General features: G+C 70.8%; 16 protein-coding genes. 10 read left to right on the forward strand and 6 right to left on the reverse strand.

Annotated features, from left to right (window positions below; translation table 11 throughout):
* Nucleotides 1-73: 73 nt before the first annotated feature.
* Together N1031_RS12620 and N1031_RS12625 are read right to left on the reverse strand one after the other, a co-directional pair.
* Complete coding sequence (locus tag N1031_RS12620; protein WP_259480046.1) at nucleotides 74-1,354, reverse strand: sensor histidine kinase; 1,281 nt, start codon at nucleotides 1,352-1,354, stop codon at nucleotides 74-76.
* Nucleotides 1,347-2,006 carry a response regulator transcription factor gene (locus tag N1031_RS12625; RefSeq protein WP_259480047.1) on the reverse strand — a complete coding sequence of 220 codons (660 nt, stop codon included), beginning with the start codon at nucleotides 2,004-2,006 and terminating at the stop codon, nucleotides 1,347-1,349. The genes N1031_RS12620 and N1031_RS12625 overlap by 8 nt, the downstream gene beginning before the upstream one ends.
* Nucleotides 2,007-2,090: 84 nt before the next feature.
* Here N1031_RS12625 and N1031_RS12630 point away from each other — a divergent pair, with 84 nt between their 5' ends.
* Complete coding sequence (locus N1031_RS12630) at nucleotides 2,091-3,053, forward strand: AraC family transcriptional regulator (protein WP_259480048.1); 963 nt, start codon at nucleotides 2,091-2,093, stop codon at nucleotides 3,051-3,053.
* Here N1031_RS12630 and N1031_RS12635 read toward each other — a convergent pair.
* Nucleotides 2,993-4,225, reverse strand: coding sequence for an alpha/beta hydrolase family protein (locus N1031_RS12635; protein WP_259480049.1), 1,233 nt, complete (start codon nucleotides 4,223-4,225; stop codon nucleotides 2,993-2,995). The two genes, N1031_RS12630 and N1031_RS12635, sit on opposite strands and share 61 nt — an antisense overlap.
* A 57-nt stretch (nucleotides 4,226-4,282) precedes the next feature.
* Here N1031_RS12635 and N1031_RS12640 point away from each other — a divergent pair, with 57 nt between their 5' ends.
* From N1031_RS12640 to guaA, 7 genes are all read left to right on the forward strand, one after another.
* Nucleotides 4,283-5,401: a GuaB3 family IMP dehydrogenase-related protein gene (locus tag N1031_RS12640; RefSeq protein ID WP_259480156.1), complete on the forward strand. Its 1,119-nt coding sequence runs from the start codon at nucleotides 4,283-4,285 to the stop codon at nucleotides 5,399-5,401.
* Nucleotides 5,402-5,452: 51 nt separating this feature from the next.
* On the forward strand, nucleotides 5,453-7,183 hold the full coding sequence (locus N1031_RS12645) for a glycerol-3-phosphate dehydrogenase/oxidase (RefSeq protein ID WP_259480050.1): 1,731 nt from the start codon (nucleotides 5,453-5,455) through the stop codon (nucleotides 7,181-7,183).
* A gap of 104 nt (nucleotides 7,184-7,287) precedes the next feature.
* Entirely contained in the window at nucleotides 7,288-7,821 is a 534-nt protein-coding gene (locus N1031_RS12650; RefSeq protein WP_259480051.1) for a cation:proton antiporter regulatory subunit, read from the forward strand.
* Nucleotides 7,822-7,833: 12 nt separating this feature from the next.
* Nucleotides 7,834-9,267, forward strand: coding sequence for a cation:proton antiporter (locus N1031_RS12655; RefSeq protein ID WP_259480052.1), 1,434 nt, complete (start codon nucleotides 7,834-7,836; stop codon nucleotides 9,265-9,267).
* On the forward strand, nucleotides 9,264-10,145 hold the full coding sequence (locus N1031_RS12660) for an SURF1 family cytochrome oxidase biogenesis protein (RefSeq protein ID WP_259480053.1): 882 nt from the start codon (nucleotides 9,264-9,266) through the stop codon (nucleotides 10,143-10,145). Before N1031_RS12655 ends, N1031_RS12660 begins: the two co-directional genes overlap by 4 nt.
* Nucleotides 10,146-10,149: 4 nt before the next feature.
* Nucleotides 10,150-10,617: a DUF3817 domain-containing protein gene (locus N1031_RS12665; protein ID WP_259480054.1), complete on the forward strand. Its 468-nt coding sequence runs from the start codon at nucleotides 10,150-10,152 to the stop codon at nucleotides 10,615-10,617.
* Nucleotides 10,613-12,232 (forward strand): glutamine-hydrolyzing GMP synthase, encoded by a 1,620-nt coding sequence (guaA, locus tag N1031_RS12670; protein WP_445727686.1) that lies wholly within the window; start codon nucleotides 10,613-10,615, stop codon nucleotides 12,230-12,232. The genes N1031_RS12665 and guaA overlap by 5 nt, the downstream gene beginning before the upstream one ends.
* A gap of 16 nt (nucleotides 12,233-12,248) precedes the next feature.
* On the opposite strand, the gene N1031_RS12675 is transcribed toward guaA, so the two are convergent.
* The gene (locus N1031_RS12675; protein ID WP_259480056.1) at nucleotides 12,249-13,304 is read right to left on the reverse strand and encodes a DUF418 domain-containing protein; all 1,056 of its coding nucleotides are present in this window, start codon (nucleotides 13,302-13,304) and stop codon (nucleotides 12,249-12,251) included.
* A gap of 67 nt (nucleotides 13,305-13,371) precedes the next feature.
* The gene (locus N1031_RS12680) at nucleotides 13,372-14,184 is read right to left on the reverse strand and encodes a Bax inhibitor-1/YccA family protein (RefSeq protein ID WP_259480057.1); all 813 of its coding nucleotides are present in this window, start codon (nucleotides 14,182-14,184) and stop codon (nucleotides 13,372-13,374) included.
* 115 nt (nucleotides 14,185-14,299) lie between these two features.
* Between N1031_RS12680 and N1031_RS12685 the strand changes: the two genes are divergently transcribed.
* Together N1031_RS12685 and N1031_RS12690 are read left to right on the forward strand one after the other, a co-directional pair.
* The gene (locus tag N1031_RS12685; RefSeq protein ID WP_259480058.1) at nucleotides 14,300-15,298 is read left to right on the forward strand and encodes a glycerophosphodiester phosphodiesterase family protein; all 999 of its coding nucleotides are present in this window, start codon (nucleotides 14,300-14,302) and stop codon (nucleotides 15,296-15,298) included.
* Between the two features lie 6 nt (nucleotides 15,299-15,304).
* Complete coding sequence (locus N1031_RS12690; protein ID WP_259480059.1) at nucleotides 15,305-17,845, forward strand: ATP-dependent helicase; 2,541 nt, start codon at nucleotides 15,305-15,307, stop codon at nucleotides 17,843-17,845.
* 645 nt (nucleotides 17,846-18,490) lie between these two features.
* On the opposite strand, the gene N1031_RS12695 is transcribed toward N1031_RS12690, so the two are convergent.
* Entirely contained in the window at nucleotides 18,491-20,542 is a 2,052-nt protein-coding gene (locus N1031_RS12695) for a hypothetical protein (RefSeq protein WP_259480060.1), read from the reverse strand.
* Between the last annotated feature and the right edge of the window lie 139 nt (nucleotides 20,543-20,681).

Consider the following 20,681-nt stretch of genomic DNA (forward strand, 5'->3'; position numbering starts at 1 on the left):
CGGACGAGAACGGGTTCGACGAGGAATGGAAACAGTGGGGCTCGTGTGTGGAAACACCGTGTCGATGGCGGCGTCAGGCCACCGTGGACCCCTTCGGCTCCGACGCGAGCTGCAGGGTGACGGTGAGTCCGCCTTCCTCGCGTGGCACCAGGTCAAGCCGCGCGTCGTGGGCCTCGACAACAGTCCGCACGAACGGCAGGCCCAGCCCGTGTGAGTCCGGCGCCGTCGGGTCGTGGCGGTAGAACGGATGCGTCAGCCTGGCGAACTCTCCGTGGTCGACCATCCTGCCGGTGTTCTCGATCACGATCTCCACGGTGCCGGGCGCCACTCGACTGCGTAGCCAGACTCTGCCGCCCCTCCGGTTGTGCTTGACGGCGTTGCCCACGAGGTTGACGAGGGCCTGCTCGAGCAGGAGCGGGTCGCCGTAGACCGATCCGGGCAGGTCGCTCGTGGTGATCTCGACCGATGCCGCCGCTGCGCGGCCGGCCGTCGCGGCGACCGCGGAGTCGACCAGGGCGGACACCTCGACGTGTTCACCCACGAGGTCGACGAGCGAGAGCTCGGCGAGGTCGAGCACCGATTCGACCAGCGCGATGCTTCGCTCGTTGCTCACTCTCAGTCGATCCAGGAGTCGAGCGGCCGCCTCGGCGTCGAGCGGCTCGCCTGCTCCCTCCTCGAGCAGCACCCGGGTGGTGGTGAGTGGGCCCTGCAGCTCGTGCGAGGCCTGCGCGGCCACCCGCCGCTGGTCGCGCACGAAGCGCTGCAACCTCGAGAGCATGTGGTCGAACGTCTCCGCCAGCTCGACCACCTCGTCGCGACGGCCACCGACCGCCACCCGGTGACCGAAATCGCCCCGCGAGGCCGACTGCGCCGCATCCTTCAGCTCGCGGAGGGGGCGGAGCAGTCGGCCGACCAGCAGCCAGCTCGCGAGGGTGCTGAGTGCCGCGATCACGAGCAGGCAGAGCGACCCGACGCCGAGGAACTGCAGCAGCACGCGCTGCGGGTCGTCGAAGTAGAGCCACTCGTCCGGCGCGTCGACGGGCCCGGCGTAGTACCCGCCCTCGGAGAAGTCGACGCATTCGGAACCGTCGTCGGGGCAGATGATGCCGTCGTCTGGAAGGACCTCGGTCCAGAACCCGTCGCCGGAGCCGGTGGTGTCGGTGAACTGGGGATCCTCGTCGGACGGGATGCTCACGAGATAACTCGGGACGGCCACCATGAACGCGAAGAGGCCGCCGATGAGCGCAGCTCCCGCCACCGTGAACACCGCTGCGAACGCGAGGGTGAGACGGGCGCGAAGGGTGAACCGGGATCCGCGTCGGGTCGAACCGGGAGGCGTGCGTCGATCAGCCACGGATCCGGTATCCCACGCCGATGACCGTCTCGACCGCAGCGGGCGCACCGAGCTTGCGGCGCAGCGACGAGAGCGTCACGCGAACGGTGTTCGTGAAGGGGTCGGTGTTGACGTCCCACGCCTTCTCGAGCAGCTGTTCGGTGCTCACCACCGCGCCGTCCGCCTCGAGCAGCAACTCGAGCACCGCGAACTCCTTACGGCCGAGTGCAAGCACCCGGCCGTCACGGCTCGCCTCGTGCCGATGCGGGTCGAGCGCGATCCCGCCCTTTCGCAGCAGCGGTGGGATCGATGCCGAGGGGCGCCGGGTGATGGCTCGCAGACGCGCGACGAGCTCCACCACGGCGAACGGCTTCGCGAGGTAGTCGTCGGCTCCGGCGGCGAGCCCGTTCACGCGATCGTCAAGGGAGGCTGTGGCGGTGAGCATGAGCACTTTCACCCGCGGTGTCGACCCGACGATCCACTCGAGCACCTCGTCGCCGTGCAGACCTGGGAGTGCACGGTCGAGAACCACTGCGTCGTAGTCGTGCACCATGAGGTGCTCGAGAGCGCTCTCGCCATCGAGCACGACGTCGGCCGCGATCGAGGCGCGCTGCAGGCCCCGTGCCACCGCCTCGCCGAGCACCGCGTCGTCGTCGACGATCAGCACCCGCATCCACGTCCCCCGATCGCTTATGAAGGTTTTACAGTACCGCTGACACGGTGAGGGCATGGCGACACGGAGCGAGGGCTGACGCCCGTGCGCGCCGGGGACCTTCTCCTGGGTGCGGCGGCGGAGTCCGCCCTCCTCGGGGTGGGCTGGAGGCTCACCGCACCCTCGGCCGAGCCGCGTGCCGTGATCGACGCGGCGGAGTTCGGCGACGTGCGGGTCGCTCGGCTGTGGCTCCCCGCCGGCACTCGGGAGGCGGTTCGCTCCCCGACAGCTCTCCGCGCCCTCGTCGTCGTGGCGATGGACGGTGCGGTCTCCGTGAGGGTGGGGGAGCACGGCCTCACCCTCGAGCCGGGCCACGGCACGGTGATCGACCTCAGTCTGCCGACCAGCGTGACCCACACGGCGGCGACCACCGTGGTGGAGGTGACCCTGCCGCTCGCGCTGCTCGATCGTGCCGCACCCGCGTCGCCTCCCGCGATGCTCGGAGCGGGACTCGCCCCGCTCCTCGGTCTGGCCACCACCCTCGTTTTCCGACGGCTGCACGAGGGTGCGGGTGCTCCGCAGTGGCGGCGGATGCTCGTGGAGGCGGTCGCGGGCGCTCTCGCGCATGAGCGAGGCGGGCCCTGCGGGGTCGCCGAACCGGCACTCACGGTGGAGCGACCCACCGCGGCCGCGCTGCTGCTCGCCCGGCTGCGACGGCACATCGAGCTGCATTACGCCGACCCCGCACTGACCGCGACTGCTCTGGCCGGTGCGCTCAACGTGTCAAGGGTCTACCTGCACAAGGTGGCTGCGGTGTTCGGTACCACTCCGGCGCGGGAGATCGAGTCGGTCCGTGTGCGGGAAGCGCTCGCCATGCTCGCAGACGGCCGGGAGAACAGCCTGGAACGGGTCGCCCAGCGCACGGGGTTCGCGCACGGGAGGCTGCTGGAGCGGGCGATCCGTCCCGGTCCGCACACGACGGCGACGGCGCGGAAGGTACATGATGCTCACGCGAGGCGGGCCGGCTCCAACCGAGCGTCGAGCCAGGAGAAGGTGCGGGCGAGGTAGAGCTGCCGGGCACCTGTCTCGCAGTGCTGGCCCGCGCCCTCGGCTTCGGTGAACAGGATGATCTCCTTGTCGGAGACGGTGAGCGCCTCGTAGAGTTCGGGGGCCGAGGCGCCGATGTCGTCGCCTTCGGCGTGGGTGACCAGCACCGGGCAGGTGATGTGCTGCGCCGCCTCGCGCAGGGTGAACGAGCGGGCCACGCGGAAGAACTCCATCGCGTCGGGCACGTCGTGGGCGTAGAGGTTGCGGCGCAGCGCCCAGCCCCCCGTGGGGTTCTTCTCCAGCCGCTCCACCATCGCCTCGACGAGCTTGCGGGCGGCGTCGTTGCCGTCGGGGATCTGACCGCGCAGCGGCTTGGGCACCCGGGCGACGCTCGCGTCGAACAGGTCGAACGCGCCCGAGTCGGCGATGCACGCGGCCACCCGGTGCTCGCGGCTCGCGGCGCGCGGGGCGAGGTAGCCGCCGAGGCTCAGCCCGATGAGCGCGACCCGCTCGGGGTCGACCTCGGGCCTCTGCAGCACGAAGTCGATCACCGGGGTCACCACGTTCTCGTAGTCGGGCCGCAGCGGCAGACCCTGGTCGACGAGCACCGATCCCTGCCCCGGCCCGTCGAAGGCGAGCACGTTGTAGCCGCGATCGAGCGCGGCCTGACCGTTCCAGAAGTACAGCTCTTCGACCGAGCCGTCGTAGCCGTCGACGAGCACCACCGTCGCCCTCTTCGCCGCCGCGCCGGGCGCATCCGGAGCCACCGCCGAGAAGAAGTAGCCGGGCAGCGTGGTGCCCTCGTAGGGGATGAGCACGGGCTCGACGGGGGTGCGGAAGTGGGCGATGGCGCGGCGGAACGCCTCGGTCTGCCGGGCGAGGCTGGCGGGCAGTCGCGGGTCGACGGGCCGCGCGAGGAAGACCGAGCCCGCCGTGCGGAAGTAGGTGGTGGCGCGGAGGAAGGCCAGCCGGGCCGTCTCCGACTCGCCGCGGGCCTCGGCGGTGACCCCGATGGCGTAGGCCGCCTCGGCGGCGGCGTTCCACTCCGCGTGCCAGCTGTCGAAGTCGGTGCCCTTCACCCGGCGGGCGATGGCGACCGTCTCGAACACGTCGGCCCCGCCGAAAGGGGCCGTCGCCGCAGCCCGCAGCGTCTGCGCATCCAGCAACTCGTCCTTGACCGCGAATCCGCTCATGGCGTCAGGGTAACCACCCCCGTGCCGCGGCGCGAGGGCCCGATAGGATGAGGCGTGATGGAAATTGAAATCGGCCGTGCCAAGCGCGGGCGCCGCGTCTACTCCTTCGACGACATCGCGGTCGTGCCCAGCCGTCGCACCCGCGACCCCCAAGACGTCTCGGTCGGCTGGAACATCGACGCCTACCACTTCGACATCCCCGTGCTCGGGGCCCCGATGGACTCCGTCGTCTCGCCGCAGACCGCCATCATGATCGGCCAGCTCGGCGGCCTCGGCGTGCTCGACCTCGAGGGTCTGTGGACCCGCTACGAAGACCCCGAGCCGCTGCTCGCCGAGATCCGCGAGCTGCCCGAGGGGCGGGCCACCGAGCGCATGCAGCAGATCTACGCCGAGCCCATCAAGCCCGAGCTGGTGGCCGCCCGTCTGGCCGAGATCCGCGCCTCCGGGGTCACCGTCGCCGGCGCCCTCTCGCCGCAGCGCACGCAGGAGCTCTACGAGACCGTGGTCGGCGCCGGGGTCGACCTGTTCGTCATCCGCGGCACCACCGTCTCGGCCGAGCACGTGTCGAAGACCGTCGAGCCGCTCAACCTCAAGAAGTTCATCTACGAGCTCGACGTGCCCGTGATCGTGGGCGGCGCCGCCACCTACACCGCGGCCCTGCACCTCATGCGCACCGGCGCCGCCGGCGTGCTCGTGGGCTTCGGCGGCGGCGCGGCCTCCACCACGCGCGCCACCCTGGGCATCCACGCCCCCATGGCCACCGCGGTGGCCGACGTGGCCGGCGCCCGCCGCGACTACCTGGACGAGTCGGGCGGCCGCTACGTGCACGTCATCGCCGACGGCGGCCTCGGCACGAGCGGCGACATCGTGAAGGCCATCTCGGTGGGCGCCGACGCCGTCATGCTCGGCACCGCGCTCGCGAGGGCCACGGATGCGCCGGGCGGCGGTTGGCACTGGGGCCCCGAGGCCCACCACTCGCAGCTGCCGCGCGGCAACCGGGTGCACGTGGGCACGGTGGCGCCGCTCGAGCAGATCCTCTACGGCCCCTCGCCGGTGGCCGACGGCACGGCGAACCTCATCGGGGCGCTGCGCCGCTCGATGGCGACCACCGGGTACTCCGACCTCAAGGAGTTCCAGCGCATCGAGGTGGTTGTCGCCCCCTACCGTCCGCACTAGCGTGGAGGGCACCAGGAGCTAGCTCCTAGCTCTGCGACGAAGGAGGGTCTCATGGCCGCGCACACCTCGGTTTCGCACTCGACGAAGATCGGGCCGGAGGAGCGGGCGAAGGCCATCGAGACGCTCAAGGAGAAGGAGCTCGACATCCTGGTGGTCGGGGGCGGCATCGTCGGCACCGGCAGCGCGCTCGACGCGGTCACCCGCGGCCTGCGGGTGGGCCTCGTCGAGGCCAGGGACTGGGCCTCGGGCACCTCCAGCCGCTCGTCGAAGCTCGTGCACGGCGGCATCCGCTACCTCGAGCAGCTCGACTTCAGGCTCGTGCGCGAGGCGCTCATCGAGCGCGGGCTGCTGCTGCAGCGCATCGCGCCGCACCTGGTGAAGCCGGTGCGCTTTCTCTACCCGCTGCACAAGCGGGTGTTCGAGCGCGCCTACATCGGGGCCGGGATGCTGCTGTACGACATCTTCAGCTACTCCGGCGGGCGTCCTCCCGGGGTTCCGCACCACCGGCACCTCTCGCGCCGGCAGGTGCAGGAGCTCATCCCGAGCCTGTCGAAGAACGCCCTCATCGGCGGCATCACCTACTACGACGCGCAGGTCGACGACGCCCGCTACGTGGCGAGCCTCGCGCGCACCGCCGCCTCCTACGGGGCGCACGTGGCCAGCCGGGTGCGGGTGGAGGGGTTCCTCAAGGTGGGCGAGCGCGTCGTGGGCGTGAAGGCCCACGACCTGGAGACCGGCGAGAAGTTCGAGATCCGCGCCAAGCAGGTGGTGAACGCCACCGGTGTCTGGACCGACGAGACGCAGGCCATGGTCGGCGAGCGCGGCCAGTTCAAGGTGCGCGCCTCGAAGGGCATCCACCTCGTGGTGCCGCGCGACCGGTTCCAGGGCAAGTCGGGGCTGCTGCTGCGCACGGAGAAGAGCGTTCTCTTCGTCATCCCCTGGGGGCGGCACTGGCTCATCGGCACCACCGACACCGACTGGCACCTCGACAAGGCGCATCCCGCGGCCACCGCCGCCGACATCGACTACCTGCTCGAGCACGTCAACTCCGTGCTCGCGGTGCCGCTCACCCGCGAAGACGTCGAGGGCGTGTACGCGGGCCTGCGGCCGCTGCTCGCCGGCGAGAGCGACCAGACCTCGAAGCTCTCGCGCGAGCACCTGGTGGCGCACTCGGTGCCGGGCCTCGTGGTGATCGCGGGCGGCAAGTGGACCACCTACCGCGTGATGGCCAAAGACGCCATCGACGCCGCGGTCTCGGCGCTCGACGGCAAGATCTCGCCGAGCGTCACGCAAGACATCGCGCTGCTCGGGGCCGAGGGCTACCAGGCGGCCTGGAACAAGCGGCACAAGATCGCCCGCAAGTTCGGGGTGCACACCGTGCGCATCGAGCACCTGCTCAACCGCTACGGCACCCTCACCGACGAACTGCTCGACCTCATCCTGGCCGACCCCTCGCTCGCCGAGCCGCTGCCCGGCGCCGACGACTACATCGGTGCCGAGGTGGTGTACGCCGCCTCGCACGAGAGCGCCCTGCACCTCGACGACGTGCTCGCACGCCGCACCCGCATCTCGATCGAGGCGTGGGACCGCGGGGTGTCGGCGGCCCCGGTCGCGGCGCGGCTGATGGGCGGAGTGCTCGGCTGGGACGACGACACGATCGAGCGCGAGACCGCGTTCTACCTCGAGCGGGTCGCCGCCGAGCGCGCCAGCCAGGAGCAGCCCGACGACGAGTCGGCCGAGCGCATCCGTCTCGAGGCCCCCGACATCGTGCCGACCGACTGATCCGGCCGCTCTCGGCGAACAGCGGCCGACCCCTCCGCGCCCTCGACTAAACTGGAGTCATCGGCCGGGAGGACTCCTGGCGTCGATGCGAGGAGATGCGACAGATGGTCGATGTGCGGAGGGTCAAGCTTCCCGGGGTGGGGGTGCTGCACACCTTCTACACCTCCGACGGGGGCAAGGTGGGCGTCATCGCGCACCGCTCGGGTCACTCCGACCTCATCACCTTCGCCGACGGCGACGACACGCCCGCCTCGAGCAAGGTGTCGCTGCGCCTGTCGGAGGACGAGGCGCACACGCTCGCCGAGCTGCTCGGCGGCACGCAGATCACCGAGTCGCTGACGGCGCTCGACCAGATCCCCGGGCTCTCGATCGACTGGTTCACGGTGGACTACGAAGACCACATCGCCGGCCAGCCGCTCGGCTCGCCCGCCGAGCGCGGCATCGCGGGCCTCACCGTGGTCGCGGTCGTGCGTGGCGATTCCGCCAACCCGGCCCCCGCATCCGATTTCAAGGTCTTCCCCGGCGACACCCTCGTGGTGGCCGGCTCGCCCGAGAAGGTGGCGAAGGCGTTCAACTTCTTCCGCACCGGCGAGGTCAAGGCGAAAGCAGGAGCACTCGACGGTTCGCCCGGAAGCTAGGAGACCGACCGAATGCATCTCGGCCCCGACCTCCTGGTTCTCGGCGTCCTCTTCGTCATCGCCTATGTGCTGGGCCGTCTCGGCAAGTCCGTCGGGCTCCCGGCCATCCCCGTGTACATGGTGGTCGGGCTCATCGCGAGCCCGTACTTCGGCTGGTTCCCGCTCGACTTCGGCCACAGCGAGTACATCGAGCTGATCGCGGTCATCGGGCTCATCCTGCTGCTGTTCAATCTCGGGCTCGAGTTCGATCAAGACGAGTTCTTCTCCAACGCCGGCCGCCTCATCATCTCGGGCGGCTCGTACATCCTCATCAACATGGCCGTGGGCTTCGCCTTCGGCTTCCTGGTGGGCTGGGGCACGCGTGAGGCGCTCATCATCGCGGGCATCACGGCCACCAGCTCGAGCGCCATCGTCACGAAGCTGCTCATCGAGCTGAACCGCCTGGCCAACCGTGAGACGCCCATGATCCTCGGCGTCACCGTGGTCGAGGACATCTTCATCGCGATCTACCTCGCCATCGTGTCGGTCGTGCTCTCCGGCGAGACCGAGATCTGGCCGGTGATCGGGCGGCTGGGCATCTCGTTCCTCTTCCTCGTCGTCATGTTCTCGATCGCCCGGTGGGGCGGCCGTTTCGTGTCGCGGCTGTTCCGCACCAAAGACGACGAGCTGTTCACCATCCTGTTCTTCGGTCTCGCGGTGATGTTCGGCGGGCTGGGCGAGATCTTGGGCGTGACGGATGCGATCGGCGCGTTCCTCATCGGCCTGGTGCTGGGTGCGACCCGGTATCGCAACCGCATCGAGCACATCGCCATCCCGTTGCGCGACGTGTTCGGGGCCTTCTTCTTCCTGAACTTCGGACTCGGGCTCGACCCCTCGAAGTTCCCCGAGGTGATCGTGCCGGTGGTGCTCGCCGTCGTGATGACGTTCGTGCTCAACATCATCGCCGGGCAGTTCGTGGCCTGGCTCAACAAGCTCGGGCCGCAGGCGGGCATCAACACCACGGCCATCCTCGCCAACCGGGGCGAGTTCGCGCTCATCCTTGCCACGCTCGCACTGGCCGCGGGTCTCGACGAGCGCATCCAGCCGTTCGCCGGTCTCTACGTGCTCATCATGGCGATCGTCGGCCCGATCCTCGCCGTGAACTCCGAGCGCATCGGTGCCTTCGTGCTGCGCACCGGCTCCCCGAAGAAGGCGGGTGGGCGGAAGGCGGATGCGCCGAGCGCCCGCGATCTCGAGGCCGACGAGGCCATCGCGCTCATGGAGGCGGCGACCTCCGGCGGGTCGGTTCCGGCGGAGCCGTCGGGCGCCTCGGAGCTGGTGACGGCCGCGGAGCCGGTGTCCGGAGCCTCGGAAGGCGGCGGAACAGCCGAGCGCGACCGCCTCATCGAGCAGGCGATGCAGCAGTCCGACGACGACGGGCGCCGAGCGAGAGACGACGAGTATTGAGCACCACCGAGACCCCGTCGGAACAGCCTCCGGCCCCGTCCGTCCCGCCGGTCGTGAGCCTCGGCGCCGTCATGCGCCGGCCCCGCTGGATCGGCGTGCTCGTGCTCGCCCTGGCGATCGCCGCCGCCTTCGCCGCGCTCGGCCAGTGGCAGCTCGGCCGGGCGGTCTCCAACGGCGAGGTCATCAACACCGAGAGCGAGACGGTGCGGCCGCTCGACACGATCGCCGAGCCGCAGACGCCCGTGGTGGAGACCCAGGCCGGTTCGCGCGCCGTCACCCGGGGTGAGTTCGTTCCCTCGGGGTACGACGTGCTGGCCGGCCGGCTGAACGGCGGCGTCTCGGGCTACTGGGTCATCGGCCAGGTGCGGGTCGACGCCCCGGCCGACACCTACCTCGCCGTGGCCCTGGGCTGGACCGACGACCTGGAGACCGCCCGCGTGACCGCCCTGGAGCTCGCGGGGCGCGCATCCGGCGGCTCGGTCGAACTCACCGGCCGCTATCTGCCCACCGAGGGCCCCCAGCTCGACGACGCGCAGCGGTCGGCGGGCGCCGACCCCACGGGCGACACGAGCATCGGCGCGATCACCTCGACCATGTCGATCGCCTCGCTCATCAACCGGTGGCCCGACTTCGACGCCTCGGCCGACGTGTACGGCGGCTACCTCGTGCTCGACACGGCCCCGGCGGGGCTCACGCTCATCGACTCGCCCGAGCCCGACCGCTCGGTGCAGGTGAACTGGCTCAACATCTTCTACGCCGCCGAGTGGGCCGTGTTCGCGGGCTTCGCGGTGTACCTCTGGTACCGCCTCGTGCGCGACGCCTGGGAGCGCGAGAACGAGGAGGCCGCCGAAGCGGCTCAGGATGCGCGGGTAGGCTAGGGGCATGGCTCTCGCCCCGAAACCCAAGGACTTCCCCCGCATCCGCGCAGCGCTGAAGTTCTACCAGGTCGCCTCGGTCATCACGGGTGTGATGCTGCTGTTGCTGTGCATCGAGATGGTGCTGAAGTACACCCCGCTCGCGGTCGAGCTCGAGCTCGGCGGGCCGCGCGGGTTCCTGGCCTTCGTGCCCGAGGGCACCGTCGTCGCGGTGAACCTCAGCACGGGCATCCTCATCGCCCACGGCTGGTTCTACGTGGTCTACCTGTTCTCCGACTTCCGGCTCTGGAGCCTCATGCGCTGGCCGTTCTGGAAGTTCGTGCTGATCGCCCTCGGTGGCGTCATCCCGTTCCTGTCCTTCTTCCTCGAGGCGCGCATCGCGCGCGAGGTGAAGGGCTACCTCGCTTCTCGCGAAGCGGAGGCGCAGGCCGCCTCCGGAACCGCCGGCTCCGAACCCGTGGAGGCATCCCATTAGCACAGCAGAGACACCCGACCAGGGGGAGGCCGCGCGCCCCGAGCTCACCCGCCCGGTGCTCGTCGTCGACTTCGGCGCGCAGTACGCGCAGCTGATCGCGAGGCGCGTGCGCGAGGCGAGCGTCTACTCCGAGATCGTGCCGCACTCCATCACCGCCGCCGAGGTGGCCGCGAAGAACCCGGTGGGCATCGTGCTGAGCGGCGGGCCGTCGAGCGTCTACGAAGAGGGCGCGCCCTCGCTCGACCCGGGCATCCTCGAGCTCGGCGTGCCCGTGATGGGCATCTGCTACGGCTTCCAGGTGATGGCCAGCCAGCTCGGCGGCGAGGTGGCGAAGACCGGCGCCCGCGAGTACGGCTCCACCGACGTGGCGCTCGACACGGTCACGGCGGGCGATGACTCCATCCTGGGCGGGCAGCCCGCCGGGCAGACGGTGTGGATGAGCCACGGCGACTCCGTGGTGCGGGCCCCCGAGGGCTTCGAGGTGCTCGCGCGCACCTCGTCCACCCCCGTGGCCGCCTTCGCCGACCCGTCGCGGGGGCTCTACGGCGTGCAGTGGCACCCCGAGGTGAAGCACTCCACCTACGGCCAGCAGGTGCTGGAGAACTTCCTGCACCGCGCCGCCGGCATTCCCGCCGACTGGAACCCGGGCAACGTGATCGCCGACCAGGTGGCCGCGATCCAGGCCCAGGTGGGCGAGGGCAAGGTCATCTGCGGTCTGTCGGGCGGCGTCGACTCGGCGGTGGCCGCTGCGCTCGTGCACAAGGCCGTCGGTGATCAGCTCGTGTGCATCTTCGTCGACCACGGCCTGCTGCGGCAGGACGAGCGGCGCCAGGTGGAGGAGGACTACGTCAAGTCCACCGGGGTGCGGCTCGTGACCATCGACGCGCGGGAGCAGTTCCTCACGGCGCTCGAGGGCGTCTCCGACCCCGAGCAGAAGCGCAAGATCATCGGGCGCGAGTTCATCCGCACCTTCGAGCAGGCCCAGGCCGCGCTCATCGCCGAGGCGGAGGCCGACGGCGATCCCATCAAGTACCTGGTGCAGGGCACGCTCTACCCCGACGTGGTGGAGTCGGGCGGCGGAACCGGTACGGCCAACATCAAGAGCCACCACAACGTGGGGGGCCTGCCCGAAGACCTGCAGTTCGAGCTGGTCGAGCCGCTGCGCACCCTCTTCAAAGACGAGGTGCGCGCCATCGGCCGCGAGCTCGGGCTGCCCGAGGAGATCGTGTCGCGGCAGCCGTTCCCCGGCCCCGGTCTCGGCATCCGCATCGTGGGCGAGGTGACGTTCGAGCGGCTGGAGCTGCTGCGCTCCGCCGACGCCATCGTGCGCGCCGAGCTCAGCGAGGCCGGGCTCGACGGCGAGATCTGGCAGTGCCCCGTGGTGCTGCTCGCCGACGTGCGCTCCGTGGGCGTGCAGGGCGACGGCCGCACCTACGGTCACCCGATCGTGCTGCGCCCCGTCTCGAGCGAAGACGCCATGACCGCCGACTGGACGAGGGTGCCCTTCGAGGTGCTCGCCCGCATCTCGAATCGCATCACCAATGAGGTGGCGGGCGTGAACCGGGTCGTGCTCGACGTCACGTCGAAGCCGCCGGGCACCATCGAGTGGGAGTGACGCCCCTCACCGCCCCTCACCGGGTGATCGGTGCGGGGCGGCGCCAGGGGCGCTGGGTGCTGAGTCTGCTGACCAGCCACTCGAGGGGGCCCTGGCGGAAGCGCAGCCGGTAGAAGCTGCAGAGCACGAGGGTCGGCACGGCGAACCAGAAGAAGAGCGGCACGCTCTGCCAGCCGAGCCAGCCCTCATAGTCGGCGGTGTTCGTGTAGGCCCAGAGGGCGACGATCTGCGCCGTGTAGACGGTGAGGGGCATGGAGCCGGCCGCCCAGAGCGGCTGCAGGAGGCGCCTCGACCAGGTGCGGAGCGCATCCGGGGCCGGCCCGTGGATCGGGGCCGGACTCGTAGCAGGGGCCGGACTCGTAGCGGGGGCCGGTGAGCCCAGCAGGGCCACGCAGGCGCCGATGACTGCGACCGCCACACCACCCGAGGCGATCACCTCGAGGGTCGAGTTCTCGTGCGCCTCGACGGGGGTGCCGAGGGCTGCGGCGACGGTGTAGCCGGCCACGGCGACCGCGGCGCCGAGGCCGAGCAGGACGAGCGGGGTGCGCCGGGCGGTGAGGTCGCCGCGGGCGATCAGGATGCCGATGGCCACGTAGGCGAGCCAGACCGGGGCGGGGTACACCCCCTCGATCCAGCGCAGGGGGTAGTAGAGCCACGGGCTCTCGAGCAGAGCGGCCAGGGCGGGGTCGGCCGCCGCGCCCGTGCCGGTGGCGATCGCGACGGAGTCGGACACGGTCTCCACCAGCCACGGGCCCAGGAGGGCGGCCGCCGCGGCCACCGCCGCCACGACCGCGCGGGGAGCCATCACCAGCGGGATGGCGACCAGGAAGAGGAACCCGTAGGTGTCGAGGATGATGGCGATCGGGGTGTCGAGGAAGGTGAGCAGCACCCCGAGCGCCACGAGCACGGCGGCGCGGATGCCGATCACGCGCGTGGTGCGGCCGCCGTCTTGACCCCGCGGCGCCATGAGCCCGAGCGACACGCCCGCCACCGTGGCGAACAGGATGGACGATCGGCCGTCCCACAAGAATTCGCCCCCCTCGGCCTCGGGCACCGTGTGGGCCGCGAGCATGCCGAGGAGGGCGAGGCCCCGAGCGAGGTCGAGGCCGAGGATGCGCGAGTGCGTCAGCGTGTGAGCGTCAGTTGCGGAAGATGGCGATCATGCGGAGCAGCTCGATGTAGAGCCACACGATCGTGGTCATGAGCCCGAACGCACCCTGCCAGCCGTACTTGCGGGGAGCGCCGGCGCGCACGCCACGCTGGATCATGTCGAAGTCGAGCACGAGCGAGTAGGCCGCCATGATCACCACGACGACGCCGATGACCAGGCCGATCCAGCCGCTGCGGAGACCGAACGGGTCGGTGACGACACCGGTCATCATGAGGATGACGTTGAGCAGCGAGAACGCCAGGTAGCCGAACATCGCGATGAGGAAGACCTTGGTGGCCCGCTTGGAGGCGCGGATCTTACCGCTCGCGAACAGAGCCAGCGTGACGCCGAACACGGCGACCGTGGCGAGCACGGCCTGCAGCACGATGCCGCCCCACTGCGCTTCGAAGAAGCTCGAGATGGCACCGATGGCGAGACCTTCGAACGCGGCGTAGAGCAGGATGAGCGGCACGGACGGCTCGCGCTTGAAGGCGTTGATGAGGCCGAACACGAGACCGCCGATGAAGCCGGCGATCATGAGGCCGAGCCCGAGCACGGTCGGCACGGGCATGTTGGCCCAGTACCCGATGACCGCGGTGACGAGGAAGACCGCGAAGAGGCCGACCGTCTTCACGATCGTGTCTTCGTAGCTCATGCGGTCGGTCTGCGACGAGGTGGCCGAGGGGCGCTCGTACATCTCCTGCAGGCCGTCGGCGCTGATGGTGGGCACGGTGTCCACACCCTTGCCGTTGAACACCGGATTGCGTGAGAAGGCGGGGTTGCTGGACGAGGGCTCTGCCATGATCGGTCTCTCCGTTGGGCTCTCTGTGGGGAACGTGAGCGTTGTCCCATCAAATGTAGTGCACCGTTCTCTTGAATCTGCTGGTAACCGGAGCCCGTTCGCGTAGCGTGAACACGTGGAATCCGTCGCCCCGCACCTCCCGCTCGTCATCGGCCATCGCGGAGCCAGCGGCTACCGCCCCGAGCACACCGCCGAGGCGTATCGGCTCGCTTTCGAGCTGGGTGCCGACGCCGTGGAGCCCGACGTGGTGTTCAGCCTCGACGGGGTGCCCGTGGTGCGGCACGAGAACGAGATCTCGGGCACCACCGACGTGGCCGCGCATCCGGAGTTCGCCGCCAGGCACACCAGCCGCACGGTCGACGGGATCGAGGAGAGCGGGTGGTTCACCGAGGACTTCACCTGGGCCGAGCTGCAGACCCTCCGGGCGCGGGAGCGGCTGCCCAAGGTGCGGCCGGAGAGCGCCGCCTACGACGACCGGTTCGAAGTGCTCAGGCTGGCCGAGGTGCTCGCGATCGCCGACGAGGCGTCGGCCGCGCGGGGCGTGCCGCTCGCCGTGGTGGTGGAGGTGAAGCACGCGACTCACTTCGGCTCGCGGGGCTTCGACGTGGTGGCGCTGCTGCGCGCCGAGCTGGCGGCCGCGGGGTGGGATGCGCGGCCGGAGCAGCTGATTCTTGAGTCGTTCGAGCAGACGGTGCTCGACGAGCTGCGCGCCACGGGCCTGCCGGGGCGCTACATCTATCTCGTCGAGGACGCCGGGGCGGCCTTCGATCTCGTCACGCGCGACGGCGCGGAGGCGGTGAGCTACGCCGAACAGCTGACGGATGCGGGGCTGGCCCCGCTGGCAGGTGCGGTGGACGGCATCAGCGTCGACAAGTCGCTCATCCTGCCCCGGGATGCGCGGGGCGCGGCGCTGCCGGTCACCGATGTCGTCGCGCGGGCGCACCGGGCGGGCCTCGCGGTGTTCACCTGGACGCTGCGCTCGGAGAAGCGGTTCGTGCCGCGCGATCTGAGCTGGGAGGAGGAGTACGCGCTCATCCTCGGCAGCGGGGTCGACGGGGTGTTCGCCGACCAGCCCGATCTCGCGATCGCTGTCAGGGGTCGCGCCTACACTTGATGCAGCATGAGCGACACCGGCGGAACCACCACGAGACTCACACCGATCATCGTCGGTGAGGCCGAGGAGCCCGGCGACCCGCTGCTCGACGGGCTCAACCCCGAGCAGCGCGAGGCCGTGGAGTACCGTGGGCCGGCACTGCTCATCGTCGCCGGGGCCGGCAGTGGCAAGACCAGGGTGCTCACGCATCGCATCGCCTCGCTCATCCGGAGCCGGGAGGCGTGGCCCAGCCAGATCCTCGCCATCACCTTCACCAACAAGGCCGCCGCCGAGATGCGCGAGCGCGTGGCGCACCTGCTCGGTCAGGTGGCGGAGGGCATGTGGATCTCCACGTTCCACTCGGCCTGTGTGCGCATCCTGCGCCGCGAGGCCGAGCACTTCGGATTCACCCGCAGCTTCACCATCTACGACTCCGCCGACTCGCGCGCGCTCATCAAGCGTCTCATCAAGGAGGCCGAGGCCGACATGTACGGCTTCACGGTGTCGCAGGTGCAGGCGAAGATCTCCAAGCTCAAGAACGAGCTGACAGACGCGGAGTCGTACGCGCGCAGCGTGAACTTCCACGACCCGCAGGAGGTCAAGTTCGTCGAAGTGTTCGGCGCCTACACGAGGGCGCTGCGCGAGGCGAACGCGTTCGACTTCGACGACCTCATCAGCCAGACGGTGTTCCTGTTCCGTGCCTTCCCGCAGGTGGCCGAGCGCTATCAGCGGCGGTTCAGGCACATCCTGGTCGACGAGTACCAAGACACCAACCACGCGCAGTACGCCCTCATCAGGGAGCTCACCAAGCCCCCGGTCTCCAACGAGCTCGACGGGGTGGCGGCCTTCGCCGGCGGTGGTGCGTCGCTCACGGTGGTGGGCGACTCCGACCAGTCGATCTACGCCTTCCGCGGGGCCGACATCCGCAACATCGTGGAGTTCGAGCGCGACTTCCCCGGTGCCTCCGTGGTGCTGCTCGAGCAGAACTACCGGTCGACGCAGAACATCCTCTCGGCGGCCAACGCCGTCATCTCGAACAACTTCGACCGTAAAGACAAGAAGCTCTGGACGGCGGTGGGCGACGGCGAGAAGATTGTGGGCTTCACCGGCTACTCGGGGCACGACGAGGCGCAGTTCGTGGCCGACGAGATCGCCAAGCTGCACGACGCCGGCATGCCCTATAACGAGATCGCCGTGTTCTACCGCACCAACTCGCAGACGCGTGCACTGGAGGAGATCTTCATCCGGTCGGCGCTGCCGTACCGTGTGCTCGGGGGCACCAAGTTCTACGAACGGGCTGAGATCAAGGATGCGATGGCGTACCTCACCGCCGTGGCGAACCCGTTCGACACGCTGTCGCTGCGGCGCATCCTCAACACGCCACGTCGTGGCATCGGGCCCGCCACCGAGACCCAGCTGGCGAGCTACGCCGAGCGGGAGCAGGTGAGCTACCGGGAGGCGATGCGGCGGGCGGGGTCGCTGGGGCTGGGGCCGAAGGTGACGGGGGCGATCCTGCAGCTGGCGGGGGTGCTCGACGAGGCGGCGGCGCTGGTGGAGCCGGCGGCGGCCGTCGGTGGGGCCGGGGCGGCGGACGGTGCTGCGGATGCGGCAGACGGTGCGGATGCGGGCGCCACGGCCGAGCCCGCCGGTTCGGCCGGGGCGCCGGTCAGCGAGGTGCTGCAGCTGCTGATGGAGAAGAGCGGCTACGTGCAGGCGCTCCGGGCCAGCCGCGATCCGCAAGACGAGGCCCGGGCCGAGAACGTGGAGGAGCTCGTCGCGGTGACGAAGGAGTTCAACCGCAACAACCCCGACGGCACGCTGCTCGACTTCCTCACCGAGGTGTCGCTCGTGGCGGCGGTCGACGACCTCGACGACTCCAGCGGAACGGTGTCGCTCATGACACTGCACACCGCCAAGGGGCTGGAGTACGACGCGGTGTTCCTCACCGGGGTCGAAGAAGACCTACTGCCGCATCGCATGTCGGCGAGCGAGCCCGGCGGGCCGGCGGAGGAGCGACGGTTGTTCTACGTGGGCATCACGCGGGCGCGCAAACGGCTTTACATCTCGCTGGCCATGACGCGGGCGCAGTTCGGTGAGACCGCTGTGGCGATGCCGAGCCGGTACCTGCAGGAGATCCCGGCCGAGCTGGTCGACTGGATCCAGTCGCCGGGAATGGCGACGTCGCGGGGCGGCACGGAGCCTCGGGCGCTGAATGCTGCGCGCGGTGGTGGTTACGGCGGCGGCGCCGGAGGGCGCGGGTGGCGGTCCGGTTCGTCGGGCTCCGGTTCGGGTTCCGGGTCAGGCGGATCGCGCTGGGGCTCCACGCCCGACTATGGTGCGGCGGCGGCTCGACCGAAGACGGAGTGGGCGAACCGCGTCACCGGTCAGGTGCGCGACAACGGCGACCTCGAGCTGTCGCCCGGCGACCGCATCCGCCACGTCGACTTCGGAGACGGCCGCGTCAACCAGATCACCGGCGAGGGCGCCAAGCGCGTCGCCCACGTGGCCTTCGACACCGTCGGCCCCAAGAAGCTCCTCATCAAGATCGCTCCCATCGAGAAGCTCTGACGCCTTCGCCGCCTGGCCCCGTGCTCTCACGCGGCACCGATCTCACTCCCTCCGTCGACCCGGTCTCCCGGGCGCGGCCGCGCGGGCGAGGCGTCGGATCGCCGTGCCTCCGCACAGGCATGCGCCCGGGTGCGCGGATGCACGGACTTCTCAGGCTCGTAGGGCGACGGGGCCGATGGTTCGGCCGGCGCGGCGATTCGCCACGCCAGCCGTGGAGCGGTGCGCTCTGGAGCTCGGAGGGCGCCAGGAGAGGTGATCGCGCGGCTGGGTGGCGCGGTGCGAGGTTCGGGGTGGCAGTGGACCGGCGCTCCCGGGCCGCGGAGCGGATCCTGGGGCCCGGGGTGGATGAGGGTCGGGTTCGCGGGTGCCAGACCCCAGGTCGGGTCCTGGGGCCCGAGGTGGATGAGGGCCGGGTTCGCTGCTGCCGGGCCTCGGGTCGGAGCCGGGGGCCCGGGGTGGATGAGGGCCGGGTTCGCGGGTGCCGGACCCCGGGTCGGAGCCGGGGGCCCGGGGTGGAAGAGGGCCGGGTTCGCTGCTGCCGGGCCTCGGGTCGGAGCCTGGGGCCCGGCAGCACGCGTCGGTCATGGTGTTCGGTCTCGAGCTGTGGCTTGGGTGGAACCGAGGTTGGGCCCGCACGCGGCGCCGTCAGGGACGGGGGCGGCGGCGGATGGTGATGGCGAGAGCGGTGAGGGCGAGGCCGAGGACGACTGCCAGGGTCGTGGCGGCGGTGAGCAGCGGTGACGGGGCTCCGCCGGTGAGGGCCAGCGCGGAGGACGGTGGAGTGGCCGGGGCGGCAGGGGACGGCGGAGCCTCAGGCGCCGGTGGGGCAGCAGGGGTGCTTGGGGCGGGAGGGGTGCTCGGCGCAGGCGGTGCCGGGGGTGCCGTGGGGGTCGGCGGGGTGACGGGCGGCGCGACGGTCACCGATTCGGACTCGTGCACGCGATGGTCGGAGAAGGCGGCGACGAGCGGCGTCGAGACGAGAAGTGTGTCCGTGCCGGTCGACGCCGACGAGGAGCCGGCGCTCAGGGACCTCACCTCGGACGGGAGCGACTCGACGGTGAAGTAGTAGGCGCCCGGGCCGGGAAGGGGGATGCAGCGGGTCTCGACGGTTCCGTCGGCCCAGACGGGTGTGGTGACGCGGGCGACCACGGGCAGCGATTCCGAGTCGGTGTCGGCGGGCACGGAGCCGAAGGGCGGGAGGGACGCGAGCGGACCGACGAGGGTCGACACCACCGAGATCGGCGCTCGCAGACCTCGCGGCAGACCGGTGACCTCGAGCACGTCGCTCGCACAGCCGCCGGTGCTTTCGTCGACACCGTCGGTGCGGTGCATCGAGGCCACCGTGGCGATGGCGGGTGTGGTCGGCACGAGGGTGGTCTCGGTGGCGACCCCGAAGTCGGAGTTCCAGCCCAGCAGGCGGTCGCCGCCCTGGTCGGCCGGGGTGCGCGCCGGGTCGATCGAGTCTGTCCAGACGTAGTACCCCGATTCGCGCAGACGGCACGACGGCGTGCGATACGACCCCGGCCCCGCCGCCGCCGTCACCTCGACCGCGCACACCTCGGGCGCGCCGGCCGGGATCGCGGACGAGCGCACGGGCGGAACGGTGAACGGGCCGAGCAGCCGACTCGAGATGACCACGGGAATCGGAGCGAACCCGCCCGACGGAGAACGATAGACGCCCCACTCGGCCCCGGTGGCCGACTCCGGATGCACCGACAGCTCGAGCTCGTCGTGCAGCTCGGTGCCGGGCTCGGCGAGCACCGCGCTGGTGCGCGTCTGCACCAGGGGCCGCAGCGGCGACGAACTCGGAGCCCGGCCGGAGTCGTTCGCCCTGGCCTCCCGCGGAAACGGAGACTGCACGAGCAGACTCTGGCTCGCCCCGGAGTTGTCGGCGAGCCGGAAGCCGTCGCCGTAGGGCAGGTCGCGGTAGACGACCGACACCGACACCGAGGCGATGCCCCCACCCGCATCGGGCACGATCGCGGTCGAGCTCCCGTTGCCCACCGAGCGCACGCGCGCCCCGTCGTCGAAGGTGGCGCCCCGCAGCGTGAGCGTGCCCGGGTGCGACCCCGGGAGCGGGTTCAGTCTGCCCGCGAGGTGGTCGACCTCCAGGTCGGTGGACACCTGGTTCGCCCCCAGGTCGAGCCGGACGGTGGCGGACACACCCCTGGAGGCCCCGCGCGGACCGTCGGCGATGGCGAGCATCTGCAGAGCCGTCGCCTGCACGGCCGCGGCGTCGCCGTTGGCGCGCTGGGCGTAGTGGGCGAGGTCATGGCCGGCCAGACCGGTGATGCTCCAGGTGGCGAGCTGCGCCGCCGCGGCGGTGAGAGCGTCGCCGGGCGCACCCCACTGCCGCGAGATGAAGGCCAGCCGGGCGGCGTCGTCGGCCGGGAACAGGCCCGTGGTGGAGCCGTCGCGATACTCGAACGAGGCGCCCACGGGCGCCGGCTTCTCGAGCTCGATGCAGTAGCCCATGTTGCCGTCGTCGAGCCGGTAGTTGCCGATCCACGAGCTGTGGTCGGCGAGCCAGACCATACCGGTGCCGTGGTCGACGGTGGAGACCGCGTGCGCGGGCGCCGCGGCGAGCACACCCGTGACGATCGGCGCGGCCAGCCCCGCGCACGCCGACAGCGCGATGAGGAGGACGCCGACGAGCGCGGCGAGAGGGGGGATGGGGGAGCGGGGAGGTCGTGTCATGGCCCCAGGGTGACCGTGGGGGCGGCCCGTGCGCCCCGCGCATCCGGAATCTGTGGACAACGGCGAGACGCAGGAAGCCTGGGGAGGAGAGGTCGGAGGCCCACTCGCGGCGGGAGTAGAGTTCTAGATGGTGTCCGGA

Origin of the sequence: Herbiconiux moechotypicola (assembly GCF_024979255.1) — a bacterium.
Classification (GTDB): Bacteria; Actinomycetota; Actinomycetes; order Actinomycetales; family Microbacteriaceae; genus Herbiconiux; species Herbiconiux moechotypicola.